At 72.3% G+C, this 24,705-nt stretch carries 19 protein-coding genes and 2 riboswitches; of the genes, 11 read left to right on the top strand and 8 right to left on the bottom strand.

Annotated features, from left to right (window positions below):
- Positions 1 to 179: 179 nt before the first annotated feature.
- Positions 180 to 412, bottom strand: a riboswitch (cobalamin riboswitch).
- 104 nt (positions 413 to 516) lie between these two features.
- From PSEJ31_RS0110755 to PSEJ31_RS0110730, 6 genes are all read left to right on the top strand, one after another.
- Positions 517 to 2,010, top strand: coding sequence for a Wadjet anti-phage system protein JetA family protein (locus PSEJ31_RS0110755; protein WP_028915454.1), 1,494 nt, complete (start codon positions 517 to 519; stop codon positions 2,008 to 2,010).
- Positions 2,007 to 2,657 carry a DUF4194 domain-containing protein gene (locus PSEJ31_RS0110750; RefSeq protein ID WP_019398479.1) on the top strand — a complete coding sequence of 217 codons (651 nt, stop codon included), beginning with the start codon at positions 2,007 to 2,009 and terminating at the stop codon, positions 2,655 to 2,657. The genes PSEJ31_RS0110755 and PSEJ31_RS0110750 overlap by 4 nt, the downstream gene beginning before the upstream one ends.
- Positions 2,644 to 6,072, top strand: coding sequence for an SbcC/MukB-like Walker B domain-containing protein (locus tag PSEJ31_RS0110745; protein WP_028915453.1), 3,429 nt, complete (start codon positions 2,644 to 2,646; stop codon positions 6,070 to 6,072). Before PSEJ31_RS0110750 ends, PSEJ31_RS0110745 begins: the two co-directional genes overlap by 14 nt.
- A 111-nt stretch (positions 6,073 to 6,183) precedes the next feature.
- The gene (locus PSEJ31_RS0110740; RefSeq protein ID WP_028915452.1) at positions 6,184 to 6,666 is read left to right on the top strand and encodes a hypothetical protein; all 483 of its coding nucleotides are present in this window, start codon (positions 6,184 to 6,186) and stop codon (positions 6,664 to 6,666) included.
- A gap of 93 nt (positions 6,667 to 6,759) precedes the next feature.
- The gene (locus tag PSEJ31_RS0110735; RefSeq protein ID WP_019398574.1) at positions 6,760 to 7,860 is read left to right on the top strand and encodes a PLP-dependent cysteine synthase family protein; all 1,101 of its coding nucleotides are present in this window, start codon (positions 6,760 to 6,762) and stop codon (positions 7,858 to 7,860) included.
- An 86-nt stretch (positions 7,861 to 7,946) separates the two neighbouring features.
- The gene (locus PSEJ31_RS0110730) at positions 7,947 to 9,971 is read left to right on the top strand and encodes a M3 family metallopeptidase (protein WP_028915451.1); all 2,025 of its coding nucleotides are present in this window, start codon (positions 7,947 to 7,949) and stop codon (positions 9,969 to 9,971) included.
- 273 nt (positions 9,972 to 10,244) lie between these two features.
- Here PSEJ31_RS0110730 and fabB read toward each other — a convergent pair whose 3' ends face one another.
- Both fabB and fabA read right to left on the bottom strand, forming a co-directional pair.
- Positions 10,245 to 11,456, bottom strand: coding sequence for a beta-ketoacyl-ACP synthase I (gene fabB / locus PSEJ31_RS0110725; RefSeq protein WP_028915450.1), 1,212 nt, complete (start codon positions 11,454 to 11,456; stop codon positions 10,245 to 10,247).
- 2 nt (positions 11,457 to 11,458) lie between these two features.
- Complete coding sequence (gene fabA / locus PSEJ31_RS0110720) at positions 11,459 to 11,974, bottom strand: 3-hydroxyacyl-[acyl-carrier-protein] dehydratase FabA (RefSeq protein WP_019398577.1); 516 nt, start codon at positions 11,972 to 11,974, stop codon at positions 11,459 to 11,461.
- A gap of 184 nt (positions 11,975 to 12,158) precedes the next feature.
- On the opposite strand from fabA, the gene dinB reads away from it, so the two are divergent.
- Entirely contained in the window at positions 12,159 to 13,277 is a 1,119-nt protein-coding gene (gene dinB / locus PSEJ31_RS0110715) for a DNA polymerase IV (protein ID WP_028915449.1), read from the top strand.
- A 137-nt stretch (positions 13,278 to 13,414) separates the two neighbouring features.
- A complete protein-coding gene (locus PSEJ31_RS0110710; protein ID WP_037035024.1) occupies positions 13,415 to 15,202 on the top strand; it encodes a DUF885 family protein in 1,788 nt (595 codons plus the stop codon).
- Between the two features lie 82 nt (positions 15,203 to 15,284).
- On the opposite strand, the gene btuB is transcribed toward PSEJ31_RS0110710, so the two are convergent.
- Both btuB and PSEJ31_RS0110700 read right to left on the bottom strand, forming a co-directional pair.
- Complete coding sequence (gene btuB / locus PSEJ31_RS0110705; RefSeq protein ID WP_028915447.1) at positions 15,285 to 17,150, bottom strand: TonB-dependent vitamin B12 receptor; 1,866 nt, start codon at positions 17,148 to 17,150, stop codon at positions 15,285 to 15,287.
- Between the two features lie 122 nt (positions 17,151 to 17,272).
- Positions 17,273 to 17,501: riboswitch (cobalamin riboswitch) on the bottom strand.
- Positions 17,502 to 17,549: 48 nt separating this feature from the next.
- Entirely contained in the window at positions 17,550 to 18,035 is a 486-nt protein-coding gene (locus PSEJ31_RS0110700) for a GAF domain-containing protein (protein WP_028915446.1), read from the bottom strand.
- Positions 18,036 to 18,140: 105 nt separating this feature from the next.
- Between PSEJ31_RS0110700 and bioD the strand changes: the two genes are divergently transcribed.
- On the top strand, positions 18,141 to 18,824 hold the full coding sequence (bioD, locus tag PSEJ31_RS0110695; protein ID WP_028915445.1) for a dethiobiotin synthase: 684 nt from the start codon (positions 18,141 to 18,143) through the stop codon (positions 18,822 to 18,824).
- A 28-nt stretch (positions 18,825 to 18,852) separates the two neighbouring features.
- Here bioD and PSEJ31_RS0110690 read toward each other — a convergent pair whose 3' ends face one another.
- The 4 genes from PSEJ31_RS0110690 to PSEJ31_RS0110675 all read right to left on the bottom strand — a co-directional run bounded on the left by PSEJ31_RS0110690 (position 18,853) and on the right by PSEJ31_RS0110675 (position 22,596).
- Complete coding sequence (locus PSEJ31_RS0110690; protein WP_028915444.1) at positions 18,853 to 19,869, bottom strand: zinc-binding alcohol dehydrogenase family protein; 1,017 nt, start codon at positions 19,867 to 19,869, stop codon at positions 18,853 to 18,855.
- Between the two features lie 293 nt (positions 19,870 to 20,162).
- Complete coding sequence (locus tag PSEJ31_RS0110685; protein ID WP_019398584.1) at positions 20,163 to 20,546, bottom strand: phasin family protein; 384 nt, start codon at positions 20,544 to 20,546, stop codon at positions 20,163 to 20,165.
- Positions 20,547 to 20,720: 174 nt separating this feature from the next.
- Entirely contained in the window at positions 20,721 to 21,074 is a 354-nt protein-coding gene (gene queD / locus PSEJ31_RS0110680; protein ID WP_028915443.1) for a 6-carboxytetrahydropterin synthase QueD, read from the bottom strand.
- 121 nt (positions 21,075 to 21,195) lie between these two features.
- Positions 21,196 to 22,596, bottom strand: coding sequence for a DEAD/DEAH box helicase (locus PSEJ31_RS0110675; protein ID WP_019398586.1), 1,401 nt, complete (start codon positions 22,594 to 22,596; stop codon positions 21,196 to 21,198).
- Positions 22,597 to 22,956: 360 nt separating this feature from the next.
- On the opposite strand from PSEJ31_RS0110675, the gene PSEJ31_RS0110670 reads away from it, so the two are divergent.
- Both PSEJ31_RS0110670 and maiA read left to right on the top strand, forming a co-directional pair.
- The gene (locus tag PSEJ31_RS0110670) at positions 22,957 to 23,949 is read left to right on the top strand and encodes a fumarylacetoacetate hydrolase family protein (protein ID WP_019398587.1); all 993 of its coding nucleotides are present in this window, start codon (positions 22,957 to 22,959) and stop codon (positions 23,947 to 23,949) included.
- Between the two features lie 37 nt (positions 23,950 to 23,986).
- On the top strand, positions 23,987 to 24,649 hold the full coding sequence (gene maiA / locus PSEJ31_RS0110665; protein WP_019398588.1) for a maleylacetoacetate isomerase: 663 nt from the start codon (positions 23,987 to 23,989) through the stop codon (positions 24,647 to 24,649).
- The last annotated feature ends 56 nt before the right edge of the window (positions 24,650 to 24,705 follow it).

The following is a 24,705-nucleotide window of genomic DNA, read 5'->3' as shown; positions in this document are numbered from 1 at the left end:
TGAGGAACGAAGGACCGGCGGCGTGCGCGGCTGGACACCGCGCACGCCGCCATGGCGACCTTCGCCCCCGCGGGCGAGCCGGAGCAGCCAGGGGGACGGGCGCGGGAACACTGCGTGGCCACGGCCACGCGATGCCTCCGGCCACCTCCCCGCGGAGGCTCCAGGTCAGGCGGAAGACGGACGCGTCTTCCGGCCGGGGCAGGTCTTCGGGCTCATGGACGGGCGGCCGGGGCCGCGTGCCTACTGTCCGCCGCTTCCCGGCCGGTGGGCCAGTGCGATGGCGGGGTTCGTTTCCAATTACCGCTGCGGGGCAGCGCCGGAATTGTCCTGCAGGGCAGGACGCACCGGACTTCCCTTTTAATTCATCGCTACATCTGGATGAAGCGATGAAACCTCCGGCGCGGAGAAGGTAGCCGGTCCACCGGCGACCGGTCAACCGCCGCCGCCTGCGCGGGCATGGCGCCGATCTGGGAAAATGGCGGCCGATCCGGGCCTGGCGCCCGGCAGGATTCCCGCTTGAGCAGTACCGCGTTCCCGTCCCTGTTCGCGCACGTGCCGGCCGGCGCCTTCGGGCCGCTGGCCTCGCCCAACCGCGAGCGCTACTGGCGCCTGCTGTGCCGGCTGTTCGACGAGTACTTCGGCCCGGACGCGCCGCTGCCGCCCAGCCACGGCTTCGCCCGGCGCGAGATCGTCGCCGCGCTGGAGCGCTACCTGCTAGCCGAGGAAACCTGGGAGGACGAGGGCGAGACCCCGCTCCAGGGCGGCCTGGCCGCGCGCGCGGCGGCGGTGTACGAGCGCCTGCGCCAAGCCGGCTGGCTGCGCCAGGACAAGCTCGGCGCGCGCGAGATGGTGCTGATGCCGCCGGCCCTGGCCCAGCTGCTGGGCACCCTGGTGGAGTTCGCCGACCGCGGTCCCACTTTCGTTTCGGCCAAGATCCGTTCGATCGAGCTGCAGCTGCAGCAGGTGGCCGACGGCCGCGCCGGCGGCGAGGCGCTGGACGAGGCCGCCGAGCAGGCGCGCCGGCTGCTGTCCTCGCTGGCCTCGATGAGCCTGCAGGTGCGCGACCTGATGCCCGAGCTGGTGCGCTCGGAGACCACCGCCCAGTTCGCGCGGCAGTGGTTCGAGCGCTACGTGGCCCAGTTCTTCATCCGCGACTACGCCGACCTGCACCGCGCCGACCACCCGCTGGCGCGGCGCGCGCAGATCCTGCTGATGGTGCAGGAGATCGAGAACGGCCCGCTGCGCGAGGACATCGCCGCCTGGTACCGCGAGCACGTGGCCGAGGGCGACGATGCCCGTGCCCGCCAGCTGCTGCAGCGCAGCCTGATGCGCCTGCGCGAGCTGGAGCGCATCGATGAGTACCTCGCACGCCTGGACGAGGACATGCGCCAGGCCAACCGCCGCGCGCTGGCCTTCCTCGACTACCGCCTGCGCGCGCCGGACCGCCTGGACGTGCTGCTGCACCGCGCCGCCAGGGGTGCGCTGGCCGCCGACGAGAACGCGCTGCGCATGCCGGTCGGTCCGGGTGGGCTGATGGACGAGACCCAGCTGCGTGCGCCGCGCCGCCGTCCGCAGCCGATCCCGCGCAGCGCAAACAGCAATGCCCAGCCCAGCGCCGAGCAGATCGCGCGGCTGAGCCTGCTGCGGCGGATGAAGCGGGTGCGCCTGGTCACCGCCGAGGACATGGCCTCCTACGTCGGCCGCCAGCTGCCGCCCGGCGGCAGCGTGGATTCCGGCGCGCTGGAGATCTCCAGCATCCAGGACCTGCGCGCCTACCAGACCCTGCTGACCCTGGCCCTGCGTGGCAGCCGCCCCGGCGGCCTGCGTCGCGACGACCCGCTGGGCCGCTTGTTGCGCGGCTTCCGGGTCGAACTGGTCGACCGCGGCGAACCGGGCGACAACGGCTGGCTGCGCGCCCCGCGCTTCGTCGTCCACCACGCCGCAGGCCGCGGTCCCTCCGCTTCCAATGCCGCGCGCGCCAGCGCGCAGGCCGAGCCCGATCCCGCATGAAACGTTCCTGGAACACCCTCAGCCAGCAGTCCAACGGCATGTATGCCGTGGCCGACTTCGAACGCGCCGCCTACCGCCTGGTCACCGAGCAGGTGCTGTATGCCAGCGATGCCCGCTCGCGCAGCGCCTACCACCTGGTGGAGGCCTACCTGGAGGACTTCGCCGCGGCGCTGGACCCGCTGGGCATCCGCCTGGAGCGCAACGCCCACCACCGCTACGTCGTGGCCCTGCCCAAGCACGGCGAGGGCACCCCGGTGCGCCTGGACGAGACCCTGTTCCTGCTGGTCCTGCGCCAGCGCTACGACGAGGGCATGAAGCAAGGCCTGGTCGAGGAGCTGGGCGAGGTGGTGGTGGAGCTGCCCGAGCTGCAGGAGGCCTGGCCGGCACTGACCGGGCGGCCGATGCCTGAGGTCGGCGCGCTGCGCGCGCTGGCCGCCACCGCCCGCCGCTGGGGCGTGTGCCGCCTGGTCGAGGGCGAGCCGGACGACCTGCAGCCGTTCCATCTGGTGGTGCGCCCGGCGATCGTGGACATCGTCGGCGAGCAGTGGCTGCACCGGCTGGACCAGCACAACCTGGGCGGCGCCGACGCGGAAGCCGATGCCGGCGACGACGCCGGGGACACGGAGGACGACCATGCAGCTGCTTGAGCGCATGCACCTGGTGCAGTACTTCCTGTTCGAGGCCAAGACCCTGCAGCTGGACCGCACCAGCGCCATCATCGCGCCCAACGGCGCGGGCAAGAGCGCGCTGCTGGACGCGCTGCAGCTGGTCCTGCTGGGCGGCGACCGCCGCCACATCCACTTCAACGCCCAGGCCGGCGGCAAGGCGCGCGCGCGCAGCATCCGCGACTACTGCCTGGGCGTGTACCGCAGCGGCGAGGACGGCCGCAAGCGGCGCACCGCCACCACCTACATCAGCCTGGTGTTCCGCGACGAGGAGACCGGCGCCCCGCTGACGGCCGGCATCTCGCTGGGCGCCTCGGCCGACGAGCCCGAGCACCGCCAGCACGGCCTGTACCTGCTGCCGGGCGTGGCCCTGGAGCTGGACGAGCACCTGGAGAAGGTCGACGGCCGCGAACTGCCGCTGGAGTGGAGCCGGTTCCGCGAGCTGGCCGCAAAGCGCTGCCGCAAGGCCGGCACCACCCCGGAGTTCCACGCCAGCGGCGAGCGCTTCGTCAAGGACCTGCTGCACCGCCTGCGCGCCAACCCCGGCGGGGGCGTGGACTTCAACGCCTACCGCAAGGCCTTCCAGAACGCGCTGAACCTGCAGCGGGTCGAGGACGTGGACCTGTTCGTGCGCACCCTGGTGGCCGAGGACCGGCCCACCGACATCGCCCGCTTCAAGGCGCTGCTGGACAGCTTCCGCCAGATCAAGGAGCGGATCGAGCAGCTGGAGCGGCGGATCGCCGAGGCCGAGGCGGTGGACGCGCAGTACGGCAAGGTCGCCGCGCAGGCCCAGCGTGCCGCCTCCTACCGCGCGCTGGCGGCCGAATACGCCCGCGACCTGCTCGGCGAGCAGGTCGAGCAGGCGCAGTCGGACTGCGATGCCGGCCGCGAGGAGCTGGCCGCCGCCGGCCTGGCGCTGGAGCAGGCGCGCGCCGAGCGGCGCAGCCTGCAGGAGGAATACGAACGCGTCCGCGAGCAGCTGCAGGGCAGCGCCGGCTATGGCGAACAGGCCTCGTTCCGCGAACTGGCCGGGCGCGACCGCGAACAGCTGCAGCGCCTGCAGACCGACCTGCAGCGTCGCCTCGAACAGCTGCGCGAGCCGCTGCAGGAACTGGTCGCGCTGCGCCTGCCGGGCGTCGACGAGGCCGGCCTGGGCAAGGCGCTGGCGCCGCTGGAGGAGCTGCATGCCGAAGTCGCCGCCGCGCCCGGGGGCGATGGCGAAGGCCCCGCGCCGGACGCGTTCCATGCGCGCCTGAAGCAGGCGCTGGCCGCGGCCGCGCCGGTGCAGGCCACGGTCGCCGCCTGGGCACGGCAGTCGCACGAGGCCTGGCAGCTGGCGCGCGCGCGTCGCGACGCCCTGCGCGGCAACCAGCAGCGCCTGGGCGCCGGCCAGGCCAACCTGCGCGACGAGGTCATGCGCCTGCTCAACCACCTGCGCGAGGCCGGGATCGAGGCGCGCCCGGTATGCGACCTGGTGCGGGTGACCGACAAGCGCTGGCAGCCGGCGATCGAGGCCTACCTGCGCAGCCATGTCGAGGCCCTGCTGGTCCCGGCCGGGCAGGAGGAGGACGCGGTGCGGGTGTACCGCTCGCTGCAGGGCGCGCGCGCGGTGTACGGGGTCAAGCTGGCCCTGCCCAGCCAGGCCCGCGCCCACCGCCAGGACCGCCTGGCCGAGGACAGCGTCGCCGCCCTGGTCGAGGGCGAGGACGCCGACGCGGTGGCTTACCTGCGCCGCCAGCTCGGCGACCTGCGCTGCGTGGAGACCGAGGCGGAGGTGGTGCGCAGCCGCCAGGGCCTGACCCGCGACGGCCTGGTGGCCAAAGGCGGCGGCATCGAGCGCCGGCGCCTGCCGTCCAGCGGCGAGCTGAAGATCGGCGTGGCCCAGGACGGCGAGCGCCTGCGCCTGCTGCGCGCCGAGCTGGAGAACGCCGAGCGCGAGCTGCGCCAGTGCGAGCCGGAGGCGCGCCGGGCCGAGGGCCTGCGCCAGAAGCTGGCGCGGCTGGAGGGCGAGGACGTGGCCCGCGGCCTGCACGAGCTGCTGCTGCAGTACCGCCAGGTGCTGGCGCGCTACCAGGCGCTGGAGCGCAGCCAGGCCGAGGCGGTCGACCCGGACCTGCTGCGCCTGGGCGAGCGCGCCACCGCGCTGAAGGCGCAGGTGCAGAAGGCCGAGGCCACCATCGAGGCCCTGGTGCGCGCCGAGGCCCTGGCCCAGGGCGAGCTGGAGCGCCGCCAGGCGCTGCTGCGCGCGCTGCAGGCGCAGGAGGAGATCGTCGCCCGCAACGCGGTGGAGGCCTTCCGCGACCCGCACGTCGATCCCAACCGGGTCGAACAGCTGCGCGAGGAGCTGGAGGCCAAGGGCACCGGCCTGGAGGAGGCGCGCAACCTGTGCGAGCGGCGTGCCCAGGACAACGACCGCCAGCTGGCCGCGCTGCTGCCGGAGGCCTGGAGCCAGCTGCAGCGCTATGCCGGCGCCCACGGCCTGGACCTGGACTTCGCCGCCGACGCCTGGAAGCCGGCGCGCGCGCTGATGCAGCGCGAGCTGGTGCAGCTGCGCGAGACCGAGCTGGTCAACTACCGCGCCGAGGCCGAGCGCGCCTACGAGACCGCGGTGGAGACCTTCCGCTCCAACGTCGCCAACACCCTGCACGACAACTTCGTGCGGTTGAAGGCGCAGATCGACGCGCTCAACCGCACCTTGCGCAACAGCCCGGCGTTCTCCAACAACGAGCGCTACCGCTTCCACTACGAGGTGGTGGCCGAGTACAGAGACCTGCACCGCTTCATCCAGAAGGTGGCTGACGTCGGCGCCGAGGACACCCTGTTCGGCACTGCCGGCGAGGTGCCGGAGGCGTTCCGCCAGCTGATCGAGGACAGCGCCAGCGCGAAGCTGGCTGCCTCGCCGCTGGACGACTACCGCCGCTTCTTCCACTTCGGCGTGGAGATCCGCCAGGACGACCGCGTGGTCGGCACCCTCAGCGAGCGCATGCGCTCGGGCTCCGGCGGCGAGCACCGCGCGCCGCTGTACGTGATCGCCGGCGCCGCACTGGCCGCGGCCTACGGCAAGAGCGAGGCGCACCCGGGCGGCATGGGCGTGATCCTGCTGGATGAGTTCGGCGACAAGATCGACGCCCAGAACGCGCGCGCCACCACCAACTACCTGCGCTCGCTGGGGCTGCAGCTGGTGCTGGCGGCGCCGGACACCGCGCAGGGCACGCTGTCGGGCGTGCTGGACAGCTATATCGAGCTGTTCCGCGACGGCGACCTGCTCCAGGCCGAGCGGGTGGAGGTGAAGGAGGCGGCGCGCGAGCTGCTGCTGTCCGACCAGTTCGACCTGCACCCGGAGCTGCTGGCCGAGGAACTGGAGCGGCTGGCGCGGGAGACCGGCGCCACGGCCTGACCAGGTCGCTGGACGGAACGCCTGCCTGGCTGGCACTCGTCCCCGGCGGCTGCCAGCACGGCGCGCCGGACCGTACTAGTCTCGAAGCTGTCTTCATGGCAGGAGGAAGACATGTTCGAGATGAAGCAGGGCGCGCCGGCCGAGCTGTGGCAGGCGCTGGTGCGGGAAGCAGCCGGGCGCGCCGGCCACCCGCTGGACGAATCGCGCGAGGCCTACCTGGTGTTCGTGCTGCTGCGCTACCAGGGCGACGCGCAGCTGCTGGCGCACACCCATGCCTTGGACTGGTTCCGCGCCCAGGAGCAGGTGGGGCGGCTGCGCGCCGATGCCCTGCGCGACGTGGGCGACCGCTGCCTGCTGGTGGCCGGGCTGTTCCCGGGCCTGGCCGCGCGCCGTCGGGTGAGCGTGGACTACTTCGTGGAACTGGGCCGCGGCGCCTACCGCGGGGTGGCCGAGGCCAGCCGCGCCGCCTATGGCGCCCTGTTCGGCCAGCTGGCCGAGGGCTACCGCGAACTGGTGCAGGTGTTGCGCGGCCTGCGTGGCGAGCCGCAGTTCCGGCACGCCTGGCCGGCACCGGCGGGGCAGACCCGCCACTGAACGCGCTGGCGGGCCGCCGCGCGGCGGCCCGGCCCGGTTCCGGTCCCCGGGGCCGAGGGGGATAATCGGGTCTTTCCGTTCCCGTGCACCGCCATGTCGCAGCGCGAGTGGGTGGCCGCCGCCATCCGCAAGATCGAGGCCGACTTCAACCGTTCGGCCGATACCCACCTGATCCCGATGCCGCTGCCCGGCTACCCGGGCATCGACGTCTACCTCAAGGACGAATCCAGCCACCCGACCGGCAGCCTCAAGCACCGTCTGGCGCGCTCGCTGTTCCTGTACGCGCTGGCCAACGGCTGGCTGCACGAGGGCAGCACCGTGGTGGAGGCCTCCAGCGGTTCGACCGCGGTGTCGGAGGCCTATTTCGCCCGCCTGCTGGGCCTGCCGTTCATCGCCGTGATCCCGGCCTCGACCTCGCCGGAGAAGATCGCCGCGATCGAGTTCCAGGGCGGCCGCTGCCACCTGGTCGAGAGCGCCTGCTCGCTCAATGCCGAGTCCGAGCGGGTCGCGCGCGAGACCGGCGGGCACTTCATGGACCAGTTCACCTACGCCGAGCGGGCCACCGACTGGCGCGCGAACAACAACATCGCCGAGGCCATCTTCAAGCAGATGGCGCAGGAGCCGCACCCGGTGCCGGCCTGGATCGTGTGCGGCCCGGGCACCGGCGGCACCAGTGCCACCCTCGGCCGCTACGTGCGCTACCGCCGCCACGCCACCCGGGTGCTGTGCGCCGACCCGGAGGACTCGGTGTTCTTCGACTACTACCGCGGCGCGCGCGAGGGCCGCGGCGACCCGGGCCTGTCGCTGCCGCGCGGCTCGCGCATCGAGGGCATCGGCCGGCCGCGGGTGGAGGCCAGCTTCATCCCCTCCTGCGTGGACGCGATGGTCAAGGTGCCCGACGCCCTGAGCCTGGCGGCCATGCGCCACGTCAGCGCGGTGCTGGGGCGCCGCGTCGGCGGCTCCACCGGCACCAACTTCGTCGGCGTGCTGCGCGCGGCCCAGGCGATGCACGAGGCGGGGCAGGGCGGCTCGATCGTCACCATCCTGTGCGACAGCGGCGACCGCTACGCGCACAGCTACTACAACCCGGACTGGTACCGCCGCCACGGCATCGAGGTGGAGCAGGCGGACCGCGCCATCGCCGCCGCGGTGGCCGGGGAACCGCTGCCGCTGGAGGCCTGCGGCGAGCTGTGAACCGCCCCGGCGCGGGTTGAATTCCGCGCCGCCGGGGCCATCTGTCATGACATGCGCGGCGCCGCCGCATCGCCCCCCGAGGTCCCATGGACAATCCGCTGCTCGACTTCTCCGGCCTGCCCCGCTTCGACCAGATCCGGCCCGGGCACATCGGCCCGGCCATCGATGCCCTGCTGGCGCAGGCCGAGGCCGCGGTGAAGCACGCCGAGACCGTCAGCCCGGTGACCTGGGACGGCTTCGTCGCCCCGCTGGAGGACGCCACCGAGCGCCTGTGGCGGGCCTGGGGCCAGGTCCAGCACCTGCAGGCGGTGGTGAACACGCCGGAGCTGCGCGAGGCCTACAACGCCAACCTGCCCAAGGTGACCCGCTTTGGCGCGGCGCTGGGCCAGAACCTGGCGCTGTACTCGCAGTACAAGGCCCTGGCCGCCTCGCCCGAGTACGCCGGCTACGACCCGGTGCGGCGCAAGGTGGTGGAGAACGCGCTGCGTGACTTCCGCCTGGGGGGCGCCGAGCTGGACGAGGCGGCCAAGCAGCGCTTTGCCGCCATCCAGGAGGAACTGGCCGCGCTGTCGGCGAAGTTCGCGCAGAACGTGCTGGATGCCACCGACGCCTTCGCCCTGTACGTGGAGGACGAGTCGCGCCTGGCCGGGCTGCCGGCCGAGGTGGTCGCCGCCGCGCGCGCCGCCGCGGAGAAGGACGGCAAGCCAGGCTGGAAGCTGACCCTGCAGATGCCGTGCTACCTGCCGGTGCAGACCTACGCCGAGGACCGCGGCCTGCGCGAGGCGCTGTACCGCGCCCACGGCCTGCGTGCCTCCGAGGCCGGCCCGGCCGAGTGGGACAACAGCGGCAACATCGACCGGATCGTCGCCCTGCGCGGCGAGCTGGCGGCCCTGCTGGGCTTTTCCAGCTACGCCGAGTATTCCCTGGCGACCAAGATGGCGCAGAGCCCGGACGAGGTGCTGGCCTTCCTGCGCGACCTGGCCGCGCGCGCGCTGCCGTACGCGCGCCGCGACCGCGCCGAGCTGGAGGCCTTCGCCCGCGACGAGCTGGGCCTGGATGAGCTGCAGCCCTGGGACATCGCCTGGGCCAGCGAGAAGCTCAAGCAGGCCCGCTACAGTTACTCCGAGCAGGAGGTGAAGCAGTACTTCACCGAGCCGAAGGTGCTGGGCGGCCTGTTCGCCGTGATCGAGTCGCTGTACGGGGTGAAGGTGAAGCCGGACAGCGCGCCGGTGTGGCACGAGGACGTGCGCTTCTACCGGGTGGAGGACGCGCACGGCCGCCTGCTCGGCCAGTTCTACCTTGATCCGTACGCGCGCGAGGGCAAGCGCGGCGGCGCGTGGATGGACGACTGCCGCAACCGCCGCATGCGCGCCGACGGCGTGCAGACGCCGCTGGTGTACCTGGTGTGCAACTTCGGCAAGGGCGTGGACGGCAAGCCGGCCACCCTGGGCTTCAACGAGGTCACCACCCTGTTCCACGAGATGGGCCATGGCCTGCACCAGCTGCTGACCGCGATCGGCGAGTTGCCGGTGGCCGGCATCAATGGCGTGGAATGGGACGCGGTGGAGCTGCCCAGCCAGTTCATGGAGAACTTCTGCTGGGAGTGGGAGCGGGTGCAGGCGATGACCGCGCACGTGGACAGTGGCGCGCCGCTGCCGCGCGCGCTGTTCGAGCGGATGCTGGCGGCGAAGAACTTCCAGGCCGGCATGTTCACCGTGCGCCAGCTGGAGTTCGGCCTGTTCGACATGGAGCTGCACAGCCGCTTCGATCCGGCGCAGGACAGCGTGCTGCAGCTGCTGGAGCGGATCCGCGACGAGGTCGCGGTCAACCGCGCCCCGGCCTGGCACCGCTTCCCGCACCAGTTCAGCCACATCTTCGCCGGTGGTTACGCGGCCGGGTACTACAGCTACAAGTGGGCCGAGGTGCTCAGCGCCGACGCCTATGCCGCGTTCGAGGAAGCGCCTGGCCAGCTTGCCGAGACCGGCGCGCGCTTCCTGCGCGAGATCCTCTCCCGCGGCGGCAGCCGCAGCGCGCTGGAGAACTTCAAGGCCTTCCGCGGCCGCGAGCCGAGCATCGACGCCCTGTTGCGCCACAACGGCATGGCGGCGTGAGAGCTCCTCTCCCTCTTTCCGGACGGGAGAGGGGACGGGTGTGAGGGCGGGCTTCGGGCACGTTTTGGTGTGTGGCTTCGCTTGGCTTTTGCGCGTGGCCCGGCAAGGCCGGAGGCCGCCTCCGCACTGGGTTGGTGCCGGTCCCTTGCCTGGCCACCCAATCGGGCGGCGACCCTGTCCCACCAATCACGAATCCCGAATCCCGAATCACGAATCCCGAACACAAAAAAGCCCGGCGAAAGCCGGGCTTTTTTGTGTTCGTCAGCGCGTCGCTTACACCCGCGCGAACACCAGGGTGGCGTTGGTACCGCCGAAGCCGAAGCTGTTGGACATCACCACGTCCAGCTGCGCATCGCGACTCTCGCGCGCGATCGGGAAGCCCTCGGCCTTCGGGTCCAGGGTCTCGATGTTGGCCGAGCCGGCGATGAAGCCGTCGCGCATCATCAGCAGGCTGTAGATCGCCTCGTGCACGCTGGCCGCACCGAGCGAGTGGCCGGACAGCGCCTTGGTCGAGGAGATCGGCGGCATGTCCTCGCCGAACACCTCGCGCACCGCGTTGAGCTCGACGATGTCGCCCAGCGGGGTCGAGGTGCCGTGGGTGTTGAGGTAGTCGATCTTGCGCCCGCCCAGGCCTTCCAGCGCCATGCGCATGCAACGCACCGCGCCTTCGCCGGACGGGGCCACCATGTCGGCGCCGTCGGAGGTCACGCCGTAGCCCACCAGCTCGGCGTGGATGCGCGCGCCGCGGGCCACCGCGTGGTCCCAGTCCTCCAGTACCAGCATGCCGCCGCCGCCGGCGATGACGAAGCCGTCGCGGCCGGCATCGTACGGGCGCGAGGCCTTCTCCGGGGTCTCGTTGTACGAGGACGACAGCGCGCCCATGGCGTCGAACATCACGCTCATGGTCCAGTCCAGGTCCTCGCCGCCACCGGCGAACACGATGTCCTGCGCGCCGTGGCGGATCAGGTCCGCGGCCGCGCCGATGCAGTGCGCCGAGGTCGCGCAGGCGGCGCTGATCGAATAGCTGACGCCCTTGATCTTGAACGCGGTCGCCAGGTTGGCGGACACCGTCGAGCACATCGTGCGCGGGACCATGTACGGGCCGACCTTGCGCACGCCCTTGGCGCGCAGCAGGTCGGCGGTCTCCACCTGCCAGTGGCTGGAACCGCCGCCGGAACCGGCGACCAGGCCGGTGCGCGGATGGCTCACCAGGGCCTCGTCCAGGCCGGCGTCGGCGATGGCGTCGCGCAGGGAGACGTAGCTGTAGGCCGCCGCGTCGCTCATGAAGCGCTTGAGCTTGCGGTCGATCACCGCGTCCAGGTCCAGGTCCACCGCACCGCCGACCTGGCTGCGCAGGCCGTGCTCGGCGGCGTCGGGCAGGTGGCGGATTCCGGCGCGTCCTTCGCGCAGCGCGGCCGAGACGGTGTCCAGGTCGTTGCCCAGGCAGGAAGCGATGCCCATGCCGGTAATGGCGACGCGACGCATGGTCAGAAATCCTCCGTCGAGGTGAACAGGCCCACGCGCAGGTCCTTGGCGGTGTAGATCTCGCGACCGTCCACCAGCATGCGCGCATCGGCCTGGGCCATCACCAGCTTGCGGTTGATCACGCGGCTGATGTCGATCTCGTAGGTGACCAGCCTGGCGGTCGGCAGCACTTGGCCGAAGAACTTGACCTCGCCGCAGCCCAGGGCGCGGCCGCGGCCCGGGGCGCCCAGCCAGGTCAGGTAGAAGCCGACCAGCTGCCACATGGCGTCAAGGCCCAGGCAGCCGGGCATCACCGGATCGCCGATGAAATGGCACTGGAAGAACCAGAGGTCCGGGCGGATGTCGAGCTCGGCGCGGATGAAGCCCTTGCCGTACTTGCCGCCGTCCTCGTTGATCTCGACGATGCGGTCGAACATCAGCATCGGGTCGGCGGGCAGGCGGGCGTCGCCGGTGGCGAACAGCTCACCACGGGCGCTGGCTTCCAGCTGCTCGCGGGTGAACGAAGAAGCGCGGTTCATGCGGAATCCGGTGGAGAAAGCACTAAAAGCGTGCCCGAGGGCGGCGTTTCAATCAAATGTTTGACACCGGCGCGCCCGGCGACCACCCGCCGCCGGCCCATCCATCCGCGCGCGGCGGGCTGCCTGGCGGGCCGCGGGCGCCGGGTCGCGCCGGGTGCGCCGCGGCGGTCCACAATGGCGGGCGATGCAGTCCCCGCCCGTTCCCGCCCAGCGCAAGATCATCCACGTGGACATGGACGCGTTCTACGCGTCGGTCGAGCAGCGCGACGATCCCTCCCTGCGCGGCCGCCCGGTGGTGGTGGCCTGGCGCGGGGCGCGCTCGGTGGTGTGCGCGGCCTCCTACGAGGCGCGCAGGTGCGGGGTGCGCTCGGCCATGCCGGCCCTGCGCGCCGAGCGCCTGTGCCCGGACGCGGTGTTCGTGCCGCCGGACTTCCCGCGCTACCGCGCGGTCTCCCGCCAGGTGCGGCAGATCATGCTCGAGCACACCGACCTGGTGGAGCCGTTGTCGCTGGACGAGGCCTACCTGGACGTGACCGTGAACAAGACCGGCCTGCCCAGCGCCACCGCGGTGGCCGAGGCGATCCGCGCCAGGATCCGCGCCGAGACCGGGCTGACCGCCTCGGCCGGGGTGGCGCCGAACAAGTTCCTGGCCAAGATCGCCTCGGACTGGAACAAGCCCGACGGCCTGTTCGTGATCCGCCCGCAGCACGTGGAGCGGTTCCTGACCCCGCTGCCGGTGGAACGCATCCCCGGGGTGGGCAGGGTGATGCAGGGCAAGCTGGCGCAGTTGGGCATCGCCACCGTCGGCGACCTGCGCCAGCGCCCGCTGGAGGAACTGCAGCGGCGCTTCGGCAGCTTCGGCGCGGCCCTGTACCGGCGCGCGCGCGGCATCGACGAGCGCCCGGTGGAACCGGAGCAGCCGGTGCGCTCGGTTTCCTCCGAGGACACCTTCGCCCAGGACCTGCCGCTGGAAGCGCTGGAGCCGGCGATCCGGCAGCTGGCGGAAAAGACCTGGAACGCCTCCCGCCGCGCCGGCCGCGCCGGGCACACCGTGGTGCTCAAGCTCAAGACCGCGCAGTTCCGCATCCTTACCCGCAGCCTGACCCTGGAGCGGCCGCCGGCCTCGGCCGCCGAACTGGGCGAGCTGGCCTGCGCCCTGCGCGCGCGGGTGGCGCTGCCGGCCGACACCCGCTACCGGCTGGTAGGCGTGGGCCTGTCCGGCTTCCGCGACGCCGAGGAAGTGGCGCCGCAGGGCGACCTGTTCGGCGAGCTGGCCGTGCCCGCGGACGCGCCGGCGCGCTAGCCCCTTTGGCAGGGGCGGGGGTGTGGACCGCCGGCTACCATCCGCCATCCGCGCCTGCCGGCGCGATCGGCGTCGCCGCGGCCTTGCGCGAACATCGGCCGTGGACGGCGCCGCCCAGCCGCCAATCCGGAGCCTTCATGTCCCAGCTGTCCCGCGCCTCCGTCCTCGCCCTGTCCCTGCTGCTGGCCCCGGGCCTGGCCGCCGCCAGCCCGGCCGCCGCTGCCAACCGCCCGGCCGCCGAAGCCAGCGCCGCCGCGCAGGCCCTGCGCGAGCTGTACACGGCCGAGTGGGAATGGCGCCAGCGCGAGTACGGCTACGAGTACGTCGAGGGTCGCTGGCAGCCGGGCAGCCGCCTGCCCGCGGTCGCCCCGCGCGACTGGGAGCGGCGCGTGGCCTACTGGGAGCAGGTGCTGCGCAGGCTCGACGCGATCCCGGCCGCGGCGCTGCCGCCGGAGGAGCGGATCAACGCCGAGGTGTTCCGGGCGATGGTGGAGGCCGACCTCAACAACGCCCGCTGGCGCACCTGGGAGGCGCCGTTCAACAGCGACAGCTTCTTCTGGGCCGAGATCGTGCCCTGGACGCCGTACCGCAGCGAGGCCGAGTGGCGCCGCTTCATCGCGCGCCTGCGCGACGTGCCGCGCTACTTCGCCGACCAGCGCGCCAACATGGAAGCCGGCCTGGCCCGCGGCTGGAGCGTGCCGCGCGCCTCGCTGGACGGCCGTGACCGCACCATCGAGCCGTACACCCGCACCGGCGCCGGCAACCCGGCGCTGGACGTGTTCGACGCGATCCCCGCCTCGGTCCCGGAGGAGGTGCGCCGCGCCCTGCGCGAGGAAGGCCGCAAGGTGGTGCTGGAACAGGTGGTGCCGGCCTACGCCGGGCTGCTGGACTACTTCCGCAACCAGTACCTGCCGCGCACCCGTACCACGGTCTCGGCGCGCGACCTGCCCGGCGGCGCGGAGTTCTACCGCAGCCAGATCCGCGAATACGTGACCTTGGACATGACCCCGGAGCAGGTCCACCAGCTGGGCCTGGCCGAGGTCGAGCGGATCTCGGCGGAAATGCGCCAGGTGATGGCGCGCGCAGGCTTCCAGGGCAGCTTCGCCGAGTTCCTGCAGTTCCTGCGCACCGATCCGCGGTTCTACGCCAGGACCCCGCGCGAGCTGCTGGCGGCGGCCTCGTACCACGCCAAGCGCATCGACGGCGAGCTCAACCACGTGATCGGCACCCTGCCGCGCTACCGCTTCACCATCCGCCCGGTGCCGGACGACATCGCGCCCAACTACACCTCCGGCCGCGGCGGCCTGGAGTCGTGCCTGTTCAATACCTGGGACCTGCCGTCGCGGCCGCTGTACAACCTGCCGGCGCTGGTGCTGCACGAGTGCGCCCCCGGCCACAGCCTGCAGGCCGCGCTGGCGCTGGAGGCGCCGGCGCGCCCCGAGTTCCGCCAGCAGGTGTACTTCTCCGGCTACGGCGAGGGCTGGGGCCTGTACACCGAATGGCTCGGCACCCAGATGGGGATCTACGAGACCCCGTACGAGGAGTTCGGCCGCCTGACTTTCGAGATGTGGCGCGCCGCGCGCCTGGTGATCGACACCGGCCTGCACGAGTACGGCTGGAGCCGGCAGCAGGCGATCGACTACCTCGCCAGCCACACCGCGCTGGCGCACATCGACATCGTCAACGAGGTCGACCGCTACATCTCGTGGCCGGGGCAGGCGCTGTCCTACTACGTCGGCTACCGCACCCTGCTGGACCTGCGCCGCGAGGCCGAGCGCGAACTGGGCGCAGGGTTCGACCAGAAGGCCTTCCACGACCGCGTGCTGGGCCTGGGCGCGGTACCGCTGGGCACCCTGGAGCGGGAGATCCGCGGCTTCATCGCCGAGGGTGGACGCAGGCCGGAAGCGGCCACGCCCGGCGGCTGAGGCCGGGCGAGATACCGGCGGCGACCGTGGCCGCCGGTATCCGTGGGGCGGAAACCCCGCAGGGGGCTTGCGCCGGTTGCCGTCACAGGCTGCGGTAGCGCACCGACACCTGGTACTCGCGGCCGGGCTGGTTGTACCAGGAGACCGTCTCGTACTGGCGGTCGAACACGTTGGCGGCCCTGGCCTGCAGCGACCAGGCCGGCGAGACGTTCCATTCCAGGCGCAGGTCGACGGTGCCGTAACCGGCCAGCCGGGTGCTGTTGGCCGCGTTGTCGTAACGGTAGCCGGTGCCATTGGCGGTCAGCCCCAGCTTCAGCGCACCGAAGGCGCGGTCCACGTCCAGCCGGCCGCTGTTGCGCGCGCGCCGTGGCAGCAGGTTGCCATGGGCGCTGGTGTCGCCGTCGTTGCGCGGGTCCAGGTGGGTCAGCTCGAGGTTGAGGTCGAACCCGGCCAGCGACGCGTAGCCGGTGAACTCCACGCCGCGGATGCGGGCCTTGTCGATGTTCACCAGGTTGAAGCCGCTGTCGTAGCCGATCATGTCCTCGATCCGGGTCTGGAACAGGTTCACCGTCCAGTCCCAGCCCGCGCCCTCCTGGGCCAGGCCCAGGTTCACGCTCCTGGAGGTCTCAGGCTCCAGGGCCGGGTTGCTGAAGCCCGGGTAATAGAGGTCGTTGAAGGTCGGCGCCTTGAAGCCGGTGCCGGCGCCGGCGGTCAGGCGCAGGCCGTGGCCCAGCCCCACGCCGTAGGCGAGGCTGCCGGTGGTGTGGTTGCCGAACTGCTCGTTGTCGTCGTTGCGGGCACTGGCCTGCAGCGCGTGTGCGCCAAAGCGGCCCTGGTACTCGACGAACACGCCCAGGTTGTCGCGCGAGTCCACGTCGAACGGCGTGCTGCTGTTGACGCGGTCGTCCTGCCAGTCGGCCCCGCCGGTCAGCTGCTGGCCCTGCGCCAGGGCCAGGTCGGCCTGGATGCTGGCCGTATCCCGGCGGGTGTCGAACTCGCTGGCGAACGTGCGGCTGCCTTCGCTGGCGAAGAAGTTCTCCGAGCGGTCGCGGGTACGGGCGGCCTGGGTCGTCAGCTTCACGCGGTTGCCAGCGTCCCAGTCCAGGCGCGCGCCGTACACCTGCTGGCGGTTCTCGGCCTCGTTGCCGCCGAAGATGCTGCCGTCGTATTCGTTGAAGCTGTCCACGTCCAGCGCGTGCGCTTCGAGCTTGGCCGAGTCGCCCAAGGCCACGCCGCCGCGGAGGTTGTAGGAGGTGTTGCGGTAGCCGTCGCGGTCCGGCTCGTCGGCGAAGCAGCCGGCGCCCCAGCCGGCGGCGGTGCCGCGGCAGGCATTGATGCCGTCGGTGCGCTGGCGCGCGGCGCGCAGGGACACCCAGCCGCGCTCGCCGCGCTGGCTGATGCTGCCGGCGACCTGGCGGTAGCCATTGCTGCCGATGCCGGACATGGCGTCGTGGTGGAGGCCCTCGGGCGCCGAGCGGGTGAACACCTGGATAACGCCGCCGATCGCCTCCGAGCCGTACAGGCTCGAGTGCGGGCCGCGCACGATCTCGATGCGCTCGATCTGCTCGACCGGCAGGTCCTGGAAGGTCGGCATGCCGGAGGTGGCTGAGCCGATGCGCACCCCGTCCACCAGCACCAGCACCTGGTTGGAGGCGGTGCCGCGCACGAACAGCGAGCTGAGCTTGCCCAGGCCACCCTGGTTGGTCAGGTTGATGCCGGCACGGCCGCGCAGCAGGTCCTGCAGCGAAGTAGCCTGGCTGCGCTCGATGGCCGCGCGGTCGATGACCTGGATCGGGACCAGGCTGTCTCGCAGCGAGACCTCGGTGCGGGTCGCGGTGACCACGACCTGGTCCAGGTCGGTCGCCGCACCGGTGGCGGCCGCGGCGAACGGGGCCGCGGCCAGGGCCACGCCCAGTGCCAGCGGAAGGGGATGCAGATTGGACTTCATGGTGTCTCCTGGCGTCCACGCACGCCCGCGCGGACAAAGCGGTGGGGGCTGCGGTCAGGAGAGGGAAGCGACGGAAGGGACGTGCGTGCACGGCGCGCTACCGCCACGACGCCCTCCGCATCGCAACCAGTCGTCTCCCAGGCCGGTCTCCGGGCTTGCAGGCGCAGGCGCGATGCCTGCCCCGTCGGGCGCCTTCCCGTGCAGTGCACAGTGGCGTTTGCCCAGGGTTTCCTGCTTACCGTTGCGGGGGCAGCGCCGGAATGTCCGCGTGGCCTTGGGCCACGCGGGGTTCACCGGCTTCCCGTTTCAACCGCGGCCCATGCCGCGGTCACCTGAAAGTGCGCGCAGTCTATGCCATCGCGGCGGCGGGGCAAAGGAGGCCCGGCCGGCGGGAGCGGCTCAGCGCAGCGACTGCACGAAGGCGGCGGCGATGGCTTCCAGGCCGGCCTGGTCCTCGGCATCGAAGCGGCCAGGCTCGGGGCTGTCCAGGTCGAACACGCCGACCAGGGTGTCGCCATCGACCAGCGGCACCACCAGCTCCGAGCGCGAGGCCGAATCGCAGGCGATATGGCCCGGGAAGGCATGCACGTCGGCCACGCGCTGGGTCTGGCGGGTACGCGCGGCCGCGCCGCACACGCCCTTGTCCAGCGGGATGCGCACGCAGGCCGGCAGGCCCTGGAACGGACCCACGACAAGTTCCTTGCCGTCGTAGAAGTAGAAGCCGACCCAGTTGAGCGCGGGCAGGGCGTGGTAGACCAGCGAGGACAGGTTGGCGGCGTTGGCGACGCGGTCGCGCTCGCCGTGCAGCAGGCCGCGCACCTGGGCCAGGAGCTGTTCGTACTGTTCCGGCTTGCTGCCGGTAAGCGGGATGGCGGAGAAGGACATGCGCGCATGTTACCCGCAGCGCTGGCCGGGCATCGCCCGGATCGCGGGATGCTGCGTGGCGCGTATGATCCGCCGGCCGCATCGTGCGGCCGCCTGGAGTTGGACATGGACCTGCGCAGCCTCGACCGCCTCTACGTCACCGGCACCGATACCGGCGCCGGCAAGACCGTCGCCAGCTGCAGCCTGCTGCATGCGCTGCGCCGGACCGGGCGGCGCGCGGTGGGGATGAAGCCGGTGGCCAGCGGTTGCGCGCTGGTGGATGGCGCCTGGCGCAACGAGGATGCGCTGGCGCTGCAGGCGGCCAGCGCGCCGCGCCCGGCCTACGCCGACCTCAACCCGTTCGCGTTGCCGCAACCGCTGGCGCCGGAACTGGCCGCGCGCGCCGCGGGCATCGAGGTCGCGCTGCCACCGCTGCTGGAGGCCTTCGCCCGCCTGCGCGCGCAGGCCGACGTGGTCGTGGTCGAAGGCGTGGGCGGCTGGACCGCGCCGTTGGCCGGCGACCTGGACCAGGCCGACCTGGTGCGTGCGCTGCGCGCGCCGGTGGTGCTGGTGGTCGGGATGCGCCTGGGCTGCCTCAACCATGCGCGGCTGACCGCGCGCGCCATCGCCGCCGACGGCCTGCGCCTGGCCGGCTGGATCGCCAGCGAGGTCGATCCGGACATGGCCTGCCGCGAGGACAACCTGGAGCTGCTGTCCGCGCGCCTGGACGCGCCCTGCCTGGGACGGCTGCCGTACGTGCCGGCGCCCGATCCAGAACGCATGGCGGCAGGATTGGCGCTGGCCGGCTGAACCCGCCGGGCCAGCGCCAGGGGCAGCATCAGTCGAAGCCGGCCAGGGTGGTCTTGCCGATCGCCGTGCCGCTCTCCAGCAGCGCGTGCGCCTTGCGCAGGTTGGCTGCGTTGATCGTGCCCAGCGAGCCGGTGCGGGTGGTGGCGATGGTCCCGGCGTCCGCCAGGCGCGCCACCTCGCGCAGGATCTCCTGCTGGCGCTGCAGGTCGGCGGTGCCGAACAGCGGGCGGGTGAACATCAGCTCCCAGTGCAGCGACAGGCTCTTGCGCTTGAGCGGCATCACGTCCAGCGCGGCCGGGTCGTCGATCAACGCGATCCGGCCCTGTGGCGCGATCAGCTCCACGACATCGGCCAGGTAGCGGTCGGTATGGGTGGTGGAGAACACGAACGCCGGCGCGCCGAGGCCCAGCGCCGCGACCTGCGGCGCCAGCGGCTGGCGGTGGTCGAGCACGTGGTGGGCGCCCATCTTCTTCATCCACTCCACCGTTTCCGGGCGCGAGGCGGTGGCGATCACGGTCAGCCCGGTCAGGGCCCGCGCCAGCTGCACGGTGATCGAGCCGACGCCGCCGGCGCCGCCGATCACCAGCAGGGCATTGGCCGCGCCCGGCACCGGGTCGTCCACGCGCAGGCGGTCGAACAGGGTTTCCCAGGCGGTCAGCGAGGTCAGCGGCAGCGCCGCGGCGTCCTCGTCGCCCAGGGTCTGCGGCGCATGCGCGGCGATCCGCGCGTCCACCGCCTGCAGCTGGGCATTGCTGCCGGGACGGTCGATCTGGCCGGCGTAGAACACGCGGTCGCCGGGCTGGAATCCCTGCACCTGGCTGCCCACCGCGCGCACCCGGCCCACGGCATCCCAGCCCAGGATGCGGTGCTCGCCCGGCTCGGGCCGCGCCGAGAGACGCACCTTCACGTCCACCGGGTTGACCGAGATCGCCTGCACTTCGACCAGCAGGTCGTGCGCCGCGTACTCCGGATCGGGCATTTCCAGGTCCAGCAGCGAGCGCGGGTCGGAAACAGGCAGGGGTTGTGCGGTACCGATCGCTTTCATGGCGTGCTCCACGCTGTCGGGGGAGCGCAATTTCGCGCTTCTCCCGTTGCCATGGAAGTGCCCGCCGGGCGTGCGCACGGTGATGGCGCCGGCGATCCCACCGCCGAGGGCCTGGGACGTCGCGCATGCCTCGCGCACCCCGGTTGCCGGGGCCGGCCGCCCTGGGCGGCGGCGCCAACCGGGGGAAAAAAAAGGCCCGGCAGCGGGAGGGGATGCTGCCGGGCCCGGGTTTGCGCGGGGGAGGGAACCGCGCAAAGACTTGAATCGTGGTCCGGGCCGCGGCCCGGGATGGCTCAGCGCTTGCGCGCGGCCTTGGCGACGGTCGCCTGCACCTGGCTGGTGGCGCTCTCGAACTGGCTCTTGGCCAGTTCGCCCAGCGCCTCGCCGGTCTTGAGGGTCAGGCCGATGACTTCCTGGCCGGCGGCGGCAACGCGCTCGGCGTTGTCGCGGGCCACCTGCAGGCCCTTCGGCAGCAGGGTGCGGTAAGCATCCAGGTCGCGCGCCTCGGCGAGTTCGCCCAGGTAGCTGGTGGTCGCCTCGACGTTCTTCTCCAGGGTGCGCAGCTGCACGCCGAACAGCGACTCGGCGTTCTCGAGGGCCAGGCGGTTCACCCGCGCGGCCACGGCCGCAAACTGGTGGGTATAGGCGCTGAGCTGCTCGTTGAACTGGTAGGACATGGCTGGCTCCAGTACGGATCACCTCTATGGTGCGATGCAGCATACCCCGTCCTTTTGTGCGATGCAACATCGCCCGCAACCGTTGTTCTGCTTTGTGAAGGCGCGCACGAAAACGCCGCCGGCACGGGCCGGCGGCGCGGAAGGAGGGCAGGGGCGGCCCGGCAGGTCGCCGGCTCAGCCGCGGTAGCGGCAACCGGAGGTGCAGGTCTCGTGGACCACGACCTCGCTCAGCAGCGGCACCGAGGGCTTGAGCCGGGCCCAGATCCAGGCGGCCAGGTTCTCGCTGGTCGGGTTTTCCAGGCCTGGGATCTCGTTGAGGTAGTGGTGGTCCAGCTGCTCGTACAGCGGCTTGAACGCCGCCTTGAGGTCGGCGAAGTCCATCACCCAGCCGGCCTGCGGGTCGACCGGCCCTTCCGCGTGCAGTTCCACCCGGAACGAGTGCCCGTGCAGGCGCGCGCATTTGTGGCCCTCGGGCACGTTGGGCAGGCGGTGCGCCGCCTCGAGGGTGAAGACCTTGAAGATTTCCATGGCGTGGATTGTCGTTCGTGGCCGGGCGGGCGGGCAATGCCACGGGCTGGGCCCGTTGCGGGCCCCGGGACGGGAACGGCAGCCGTGGCTGCCGTTCCATCCTGCGCGTTATCCGTGGATATCAGCGGTTGGCGTCGCGGCGCGGGCCGCCGCCATTGCGCTGCTGGTTGCGCTGCTGGGCATGGGTGGCGGCCGCCGGCGCGCGGTTGCCGCGACCATTGCCGCCGCGGTTGCCGGCGCGATTGCCGGCATGGGCGTGGGCCTGGCCTTCGCCGCCGCCATGCGGACGCCGGCCGCGGCCGCCGCCGGGCTTGCGCGGCGGGCGCTGGCCGCCCGGCTGCTCGGCCTTGCCCGGGGCGCTGTTGCCCCAGCGGATCGGCACCTGCGGCTCGAACCCGGGCAGGTCGCGGATCTCCATGTCGCGGCCGAGCAGGCGCACGATCTGGCGCAGCAGCTTGGCGTCGTCCTGCGAGACCAGCGACAGCGCCTCGCCGTTGGCGCCGTTGCGGCCGGTGCGGCCGATCCGGTGCACGTAGTCCTCGGCGACCATCGGCAGGTCGTAGTTGATCACCCGCGGCAGCTGGTCGATGTCGATGCCGCGCGCGGCGATGTCGGTGGCCACCAGCACGTTGACCTTGCCGGACTTGAAGTCGCCCAGCGCGCGCAGGCGCTGGCTCTGGCTCTTGTTGCCGTGGATCGCCGCGGCGCGGATGCCGGCCTTCTCCAGGTGCGTGGCCAGCTTGTCGCTGCCGTGCTTGGTCTTGGCGAACACCAGGGTCTGCACCCGGGTGTCCTGGCCCAGCAGGTGCAGCAGCAGCTCGCGCTTGCGCGCCGCGTCGACTGGGTGCACGCGGTGGGCGATGGTCTCGGCCACGGTGTTCTGCGGGGTGACCTGGACCTCGCGCGGGTTGCGCATGAACTCCATCGCCAGCTGCTTGATCGACTCGGGGAAGGTGGCCGAGAACAGCAGGGTCTGGCGGTTCTGCTTCGGCAGCTTGGCCAGGATGCGCTTGATCGAGGGCAGGAAGCCCATGTCGAGCATGCGGTCGGCCTCGTCCAGGACCAGGATCTCGATCCCGGACAGGTCGATGCTGCGGCGTTCGATATGGTCGATCAGGCGGCCCGGGCAGGCGATCACCAGGTCCACGCCGCGGCGCAGCGCATCCAGCTGGTTGCCCATGCCCACGCCGCCGTAGACCACGGCGCTGGGGATGCGCAGGTACTTGCTGTAGCCGCGCAGGCTGTCGTGCACCTGGGTGGCCAGCTCGCGGGTGGGCGCCAGGACCAGGGCGCGCGGCTTGCGCGGCCCGCTGACCTTCTGCGGCGCGGTGCCCAGGTGCTGCAGCAGCGGCAGGCCGAAGGCGGCGGTCTTGCCGGTGCCGGTCTGGGCGCCGGCCAGCAGGTCGTGGCCGGCCAGCGCCAGCGGGATGGCCTGCTGCTGGATCGGGGTAGGGGTTTCGTAGCCCTGCTCGGCAAGCGCGCGCAGCAGGAAGGGCGCAAGGCCCAGGGATTCGAACGACATCGGGGAACACTCCATGGATGACCCGCGGCGGCTGCCGCCGGGTGGCCGTCAAGGCCGATGACTCGGAGCGTTCCCGTGAATCCGCGCTGCGAGAAGGGATGGGCCGGAAAGGTCCGGCGCGAATGCCAGGCGGAAGGCGTCGGGGATGGAGCGGGACGCCGGAGCTGTTCCGGCGCTGCCGGTCCCTGGGGGAAACGGACGGCCGCTGGCAATCGGTGCGCGCATTCTACGGCAAGAGCGCCGGCGGCGTCCGGCGCGGCCGCGGGAAGCATTCAGGCGCGTCCCGCGGCGATGATTTCGGGTGAAACCGTCCGTGCCGAGCCGCTACAATCCGCCATCCACAGCCAGCAGGAGCGCGCAATGAAGCTCGGAACCCTCAAGGAAGGCGGCCGCGACGGCACCCTGGTCGTGGTCTCCCGCGACCTGTCCCGCGCCGTGCGCGCCACCGGCATCGCCGCCACCCTGCAGCAGGCCCTGGACGACTGGCAGCGTGCCGCGCCGCGCCTGGTGGCGCTGGCCGAGGCGCTGGAGCAGGGCCAGGCCGCGGACGCGTTCGAGCTGGACCACGCCACCCTGGCCGCGCCGCTGCCGCGCGCCTACGAATTCGTCGACGGCAGCGCCTACCTGCCGCACGTGGAGCGGGTGCGCCGCGCCCGCGGCGCCGAGGTGCCGGAGAGCTTCTACACCGACCCGCTGATGTACCAGGCTACCAGCGCCGGCTTCCTCGGCCCGCGTGACCCGGTGCGCGTGGTCAGCGAGGACTACGGCATCGACCTGGAGGCCGAGATCGTGGTGGTCACCGACGACGTGCCGATGGCGGTGACGCCGGAGCAGGCCGCCGGCCATATCCAGCTCGTCGGCCTGGTCAACGACGTGTCCCTGCGCAACCTGATCCCGGCCGAGCTGGCCAAGGGCTTCGGCTTCCTGCAGTCCAAGCCGCGCTCGGCGCTGGGCCCGGTGTTCGTGACCCCCGACGAGCTGGGCGATGCCTGGCGCGGCAACAAGCTGCACCTGCCGCTGGTCACCCACTACAACGGCGAGTGGTTCGGCGCCCCGGAGGCGGGCGAGGACATGCAGTTCGATTTCGCCCAGCTGGTCGCGCACGCGGCCAGGACCCGGCCGCTGGCGGCCGGCACCATCGTCGGCTCCGGCACCATCGCCAACCAGGACGTGTCCCGGGGGGCCTCGTGCTTCGCCGAGCGGCGCACGGTCGAGGCCCTGCGCGACGGCAAGCCGTCCACGCCGTTCATGAAGTTCGGCGACCGCATCCGCATCGAGATGTTCGACCGCCAGGGCAACAGCATCTTCGGCGCGATCGAGCAGCGCATCGAACCGCAGCCGCCGGCGGCCTGAGGCCGGCCCACGCAGGCGCGCCGCACCGGGAGGCAGGATGTCCGCGCAACTGACGCTTTACACCTACTGGCGTTCCAGCGCCGCCTACCGCGTGCGCATCGGCCTGGCGCTCAAGGGCCTGGACTACGCCAGCGAGCCGGTGCACCTGGTCCGGGATGGCGGCCAGCAGCACGCGCCCGCGTTCGCCGCGCTCAACCCGCAGGAGCTGGTGCCTGTGCTCAGGCACGGCGATCTGGTGCTGCGGCAGTCGCTGGCCATCCTCGAGTACCTCGACGAGACCTGGCCCGAGCCGGCATTGCTGCCGGCCGACGCCGCCGGCCGCGCGCGGGTGCGCGCGCTGGCCCAGGCGATCGCCTGCGACGTGCATCCGCTCAACAACCTGCGCGTGCTGCAGTACCTGGAGCACGGGCTGGAACAGGCCCAGCCGGCGCGCGAGGCCTGGGTCCGGCACTGGATCGGGCTGGGCCTGGACGCGCTGGAACGGCTGCTGGCCGGCGATCCGGCCACCGGCCGCTTCTGCCACGGCGATGCGCCCGGCATGGCCGACTGCGTGCTGGTGCCGCAGCTGTACAACGCCCGCCGCTTTGGCCTGGACCTGGCGGCGTGGCCGGCGATCGCCCGGATCGGGGCCGCCTGCGCCGCGCTGCCGGCGTTCGCCGCGGCGGCGCCGGAGGCGCAGCCGGACGCGCCGCGTTCCTGAGCCTGCAAAGGCAAGGGGCCGCGCAGTGCGCGGCCCCCGGGTCCACCGCGGCCAGG

It is taken from the genome of Pseudoxanthomonas sp. J31, assembly GCF_000510725.1.
Lineage (GTDB): Bacteria > Pseudomonadota > Gammaproteobacteria > Xanthomonadales > Xanthomonadaceae > Pseudoxanthomonas.
The sequence above is the reverse complement of the archived record's forward strand: the minus strand, read 5'-3'. Positions and strand labels throughout refer to the sequence as shown.

What these genes read in the sequence shown, in the direction of transcription:
- PSEJ31_RS0110750 (WP_019398479.1), top strand. Translation starts at nt 2,007, where the DNA reads ATGAAACGTTCCTGGAACACCCTCAGCCAGCAGTCCAACGGCATGTAT.
- PSEJ31_RS0110745 (WP_028915453.1), top strand. Translation starts at nt 2,644, where the DNA reads ATGCAGCTGCTTGAGCGCATGCACCTGGTGCAGTACTTCCTGTTCGAG.
- PSEJ31_RS0110740 (WP_028915452.1), top strand. Translation starts at nt 6,184, where the DNA reads ATGTTCGAGATGAAGCAGGGCGCGCCGGCCGAGCTGTGGCAGGCGCTG.
- PSEJ31_RS0110735 (WP_019398574.1), top strand. Translation starts at nt 6,760, where the DNA reads ATGTCGCAGCGCGAGTGGGTGGCCGCCGCCATCCGCAAGATCGAGGCC.
- PSEJ31_RS0110730 (WP_028915451.1), top strand. Translation starts at nt 7,947, where the DNA reads ATGGACAATCCGCTGCTCGACTTCTCCGGCCTGCCCCGCTTCGACCAG.
- fabB (WP_028915450.1), bottom strand. Translation starts at nt 11,456, where the DNA reads ATGCGTCGCGTCGCCATTACCGGCATGGGCATCGCTTCCTGCCTGGGC.
- fabA (WP_019398577.1), bottom strand. Translation starts at nt 11,974, where the DNA reads ATGAACCGCGCTTCTTCGTTCACCCGCGAGCAGCTGGAAGCCAGCGCC.
- dinB (WP_028915449.1), top strand. Translation starts at nt 12,159, where the DNA reads ATGCAGTCCCCGCCCGTTCCCGCCCAGCGCAAGATCATCCACGTGGAC.
- PSEJ31_RS0110710 (WP_037035024.1), top strand. Translation starts at nt 13,415, where the DNA reads ATGTCCCAGCTGTCCCGCGCCTCCGTCCTCGCCCTGTCCCTGCTGCTG.
- btuB (WP_028915447.1), bottom strand. Translation starts at nt 17,150, where the DNA reads ATGAAGTCCAATCTGCATCCCCTTCCGCTGGCACTGGGCGTGGCCCTG.
- PSEJ31_RS0110700 (WP_028915446.1), bottom strand. Translation starts at nt 18,035, where the DNA reads ATGTCCTTCTCCGCCATCCCGCTTACCGGCAGCAAGCCGGAACAGTAC.
- bioD (WP_028915445.1), top strand. Translation starts at nt 18,141, where the DNA reads ATGGACCTGCGCAGCCTCGACCGCCTCTACGTCACCGGCACCGATACC.
- PSEJ31_RS0110690 (WP_028915444.1), bottom strand. Translation starts at nt 19,869, where the DNA reads ATGAAAGCGATCGGTACCGCACAACCCCTGCCTGTTTCCGACCCGCGC.
- PSEJ31_RS0110685 (WP_019398584.1), bottom strand. Translation starts at nt 20,546, where the DNA reads ATGTCCTACCAGTTCAACGAGCAGCTCAGCGCCTATACCCACCAGTTT.
- queD (WP_028915443.1), bottom strand. Translation starts at nt 21,074, where the DNA reads ATGGAAATCTTCAAGGTCTTCACCCTCGAGGCGGCGCACCGCCTGCCC.
- PSEJ31_RS0110675 (WP_019398586.1), bottom strand. Translation starts at nt 22,596, where the DNA reads ATGTCGTTCGAATCCCTGGGCCTTGCGCCCTTCCTGCTGCGCGCGCTT.
- PSEJ31_RS0110670 (WP_019398587.1), top strand. Translation starts at nt 22,957, where the DNA reads ATGAAGCTCGGAACCCTCAAGGAAGGCGGCCGCGACGGCACCCTGGTC.
- maiA (WP_019398588.1), top strand. Translation starts at nt 23,987, where the DNA reads ATGTCCGCGCAACTGACGCTTTACACCTACTGGCGTTCCAGCGCCGCC.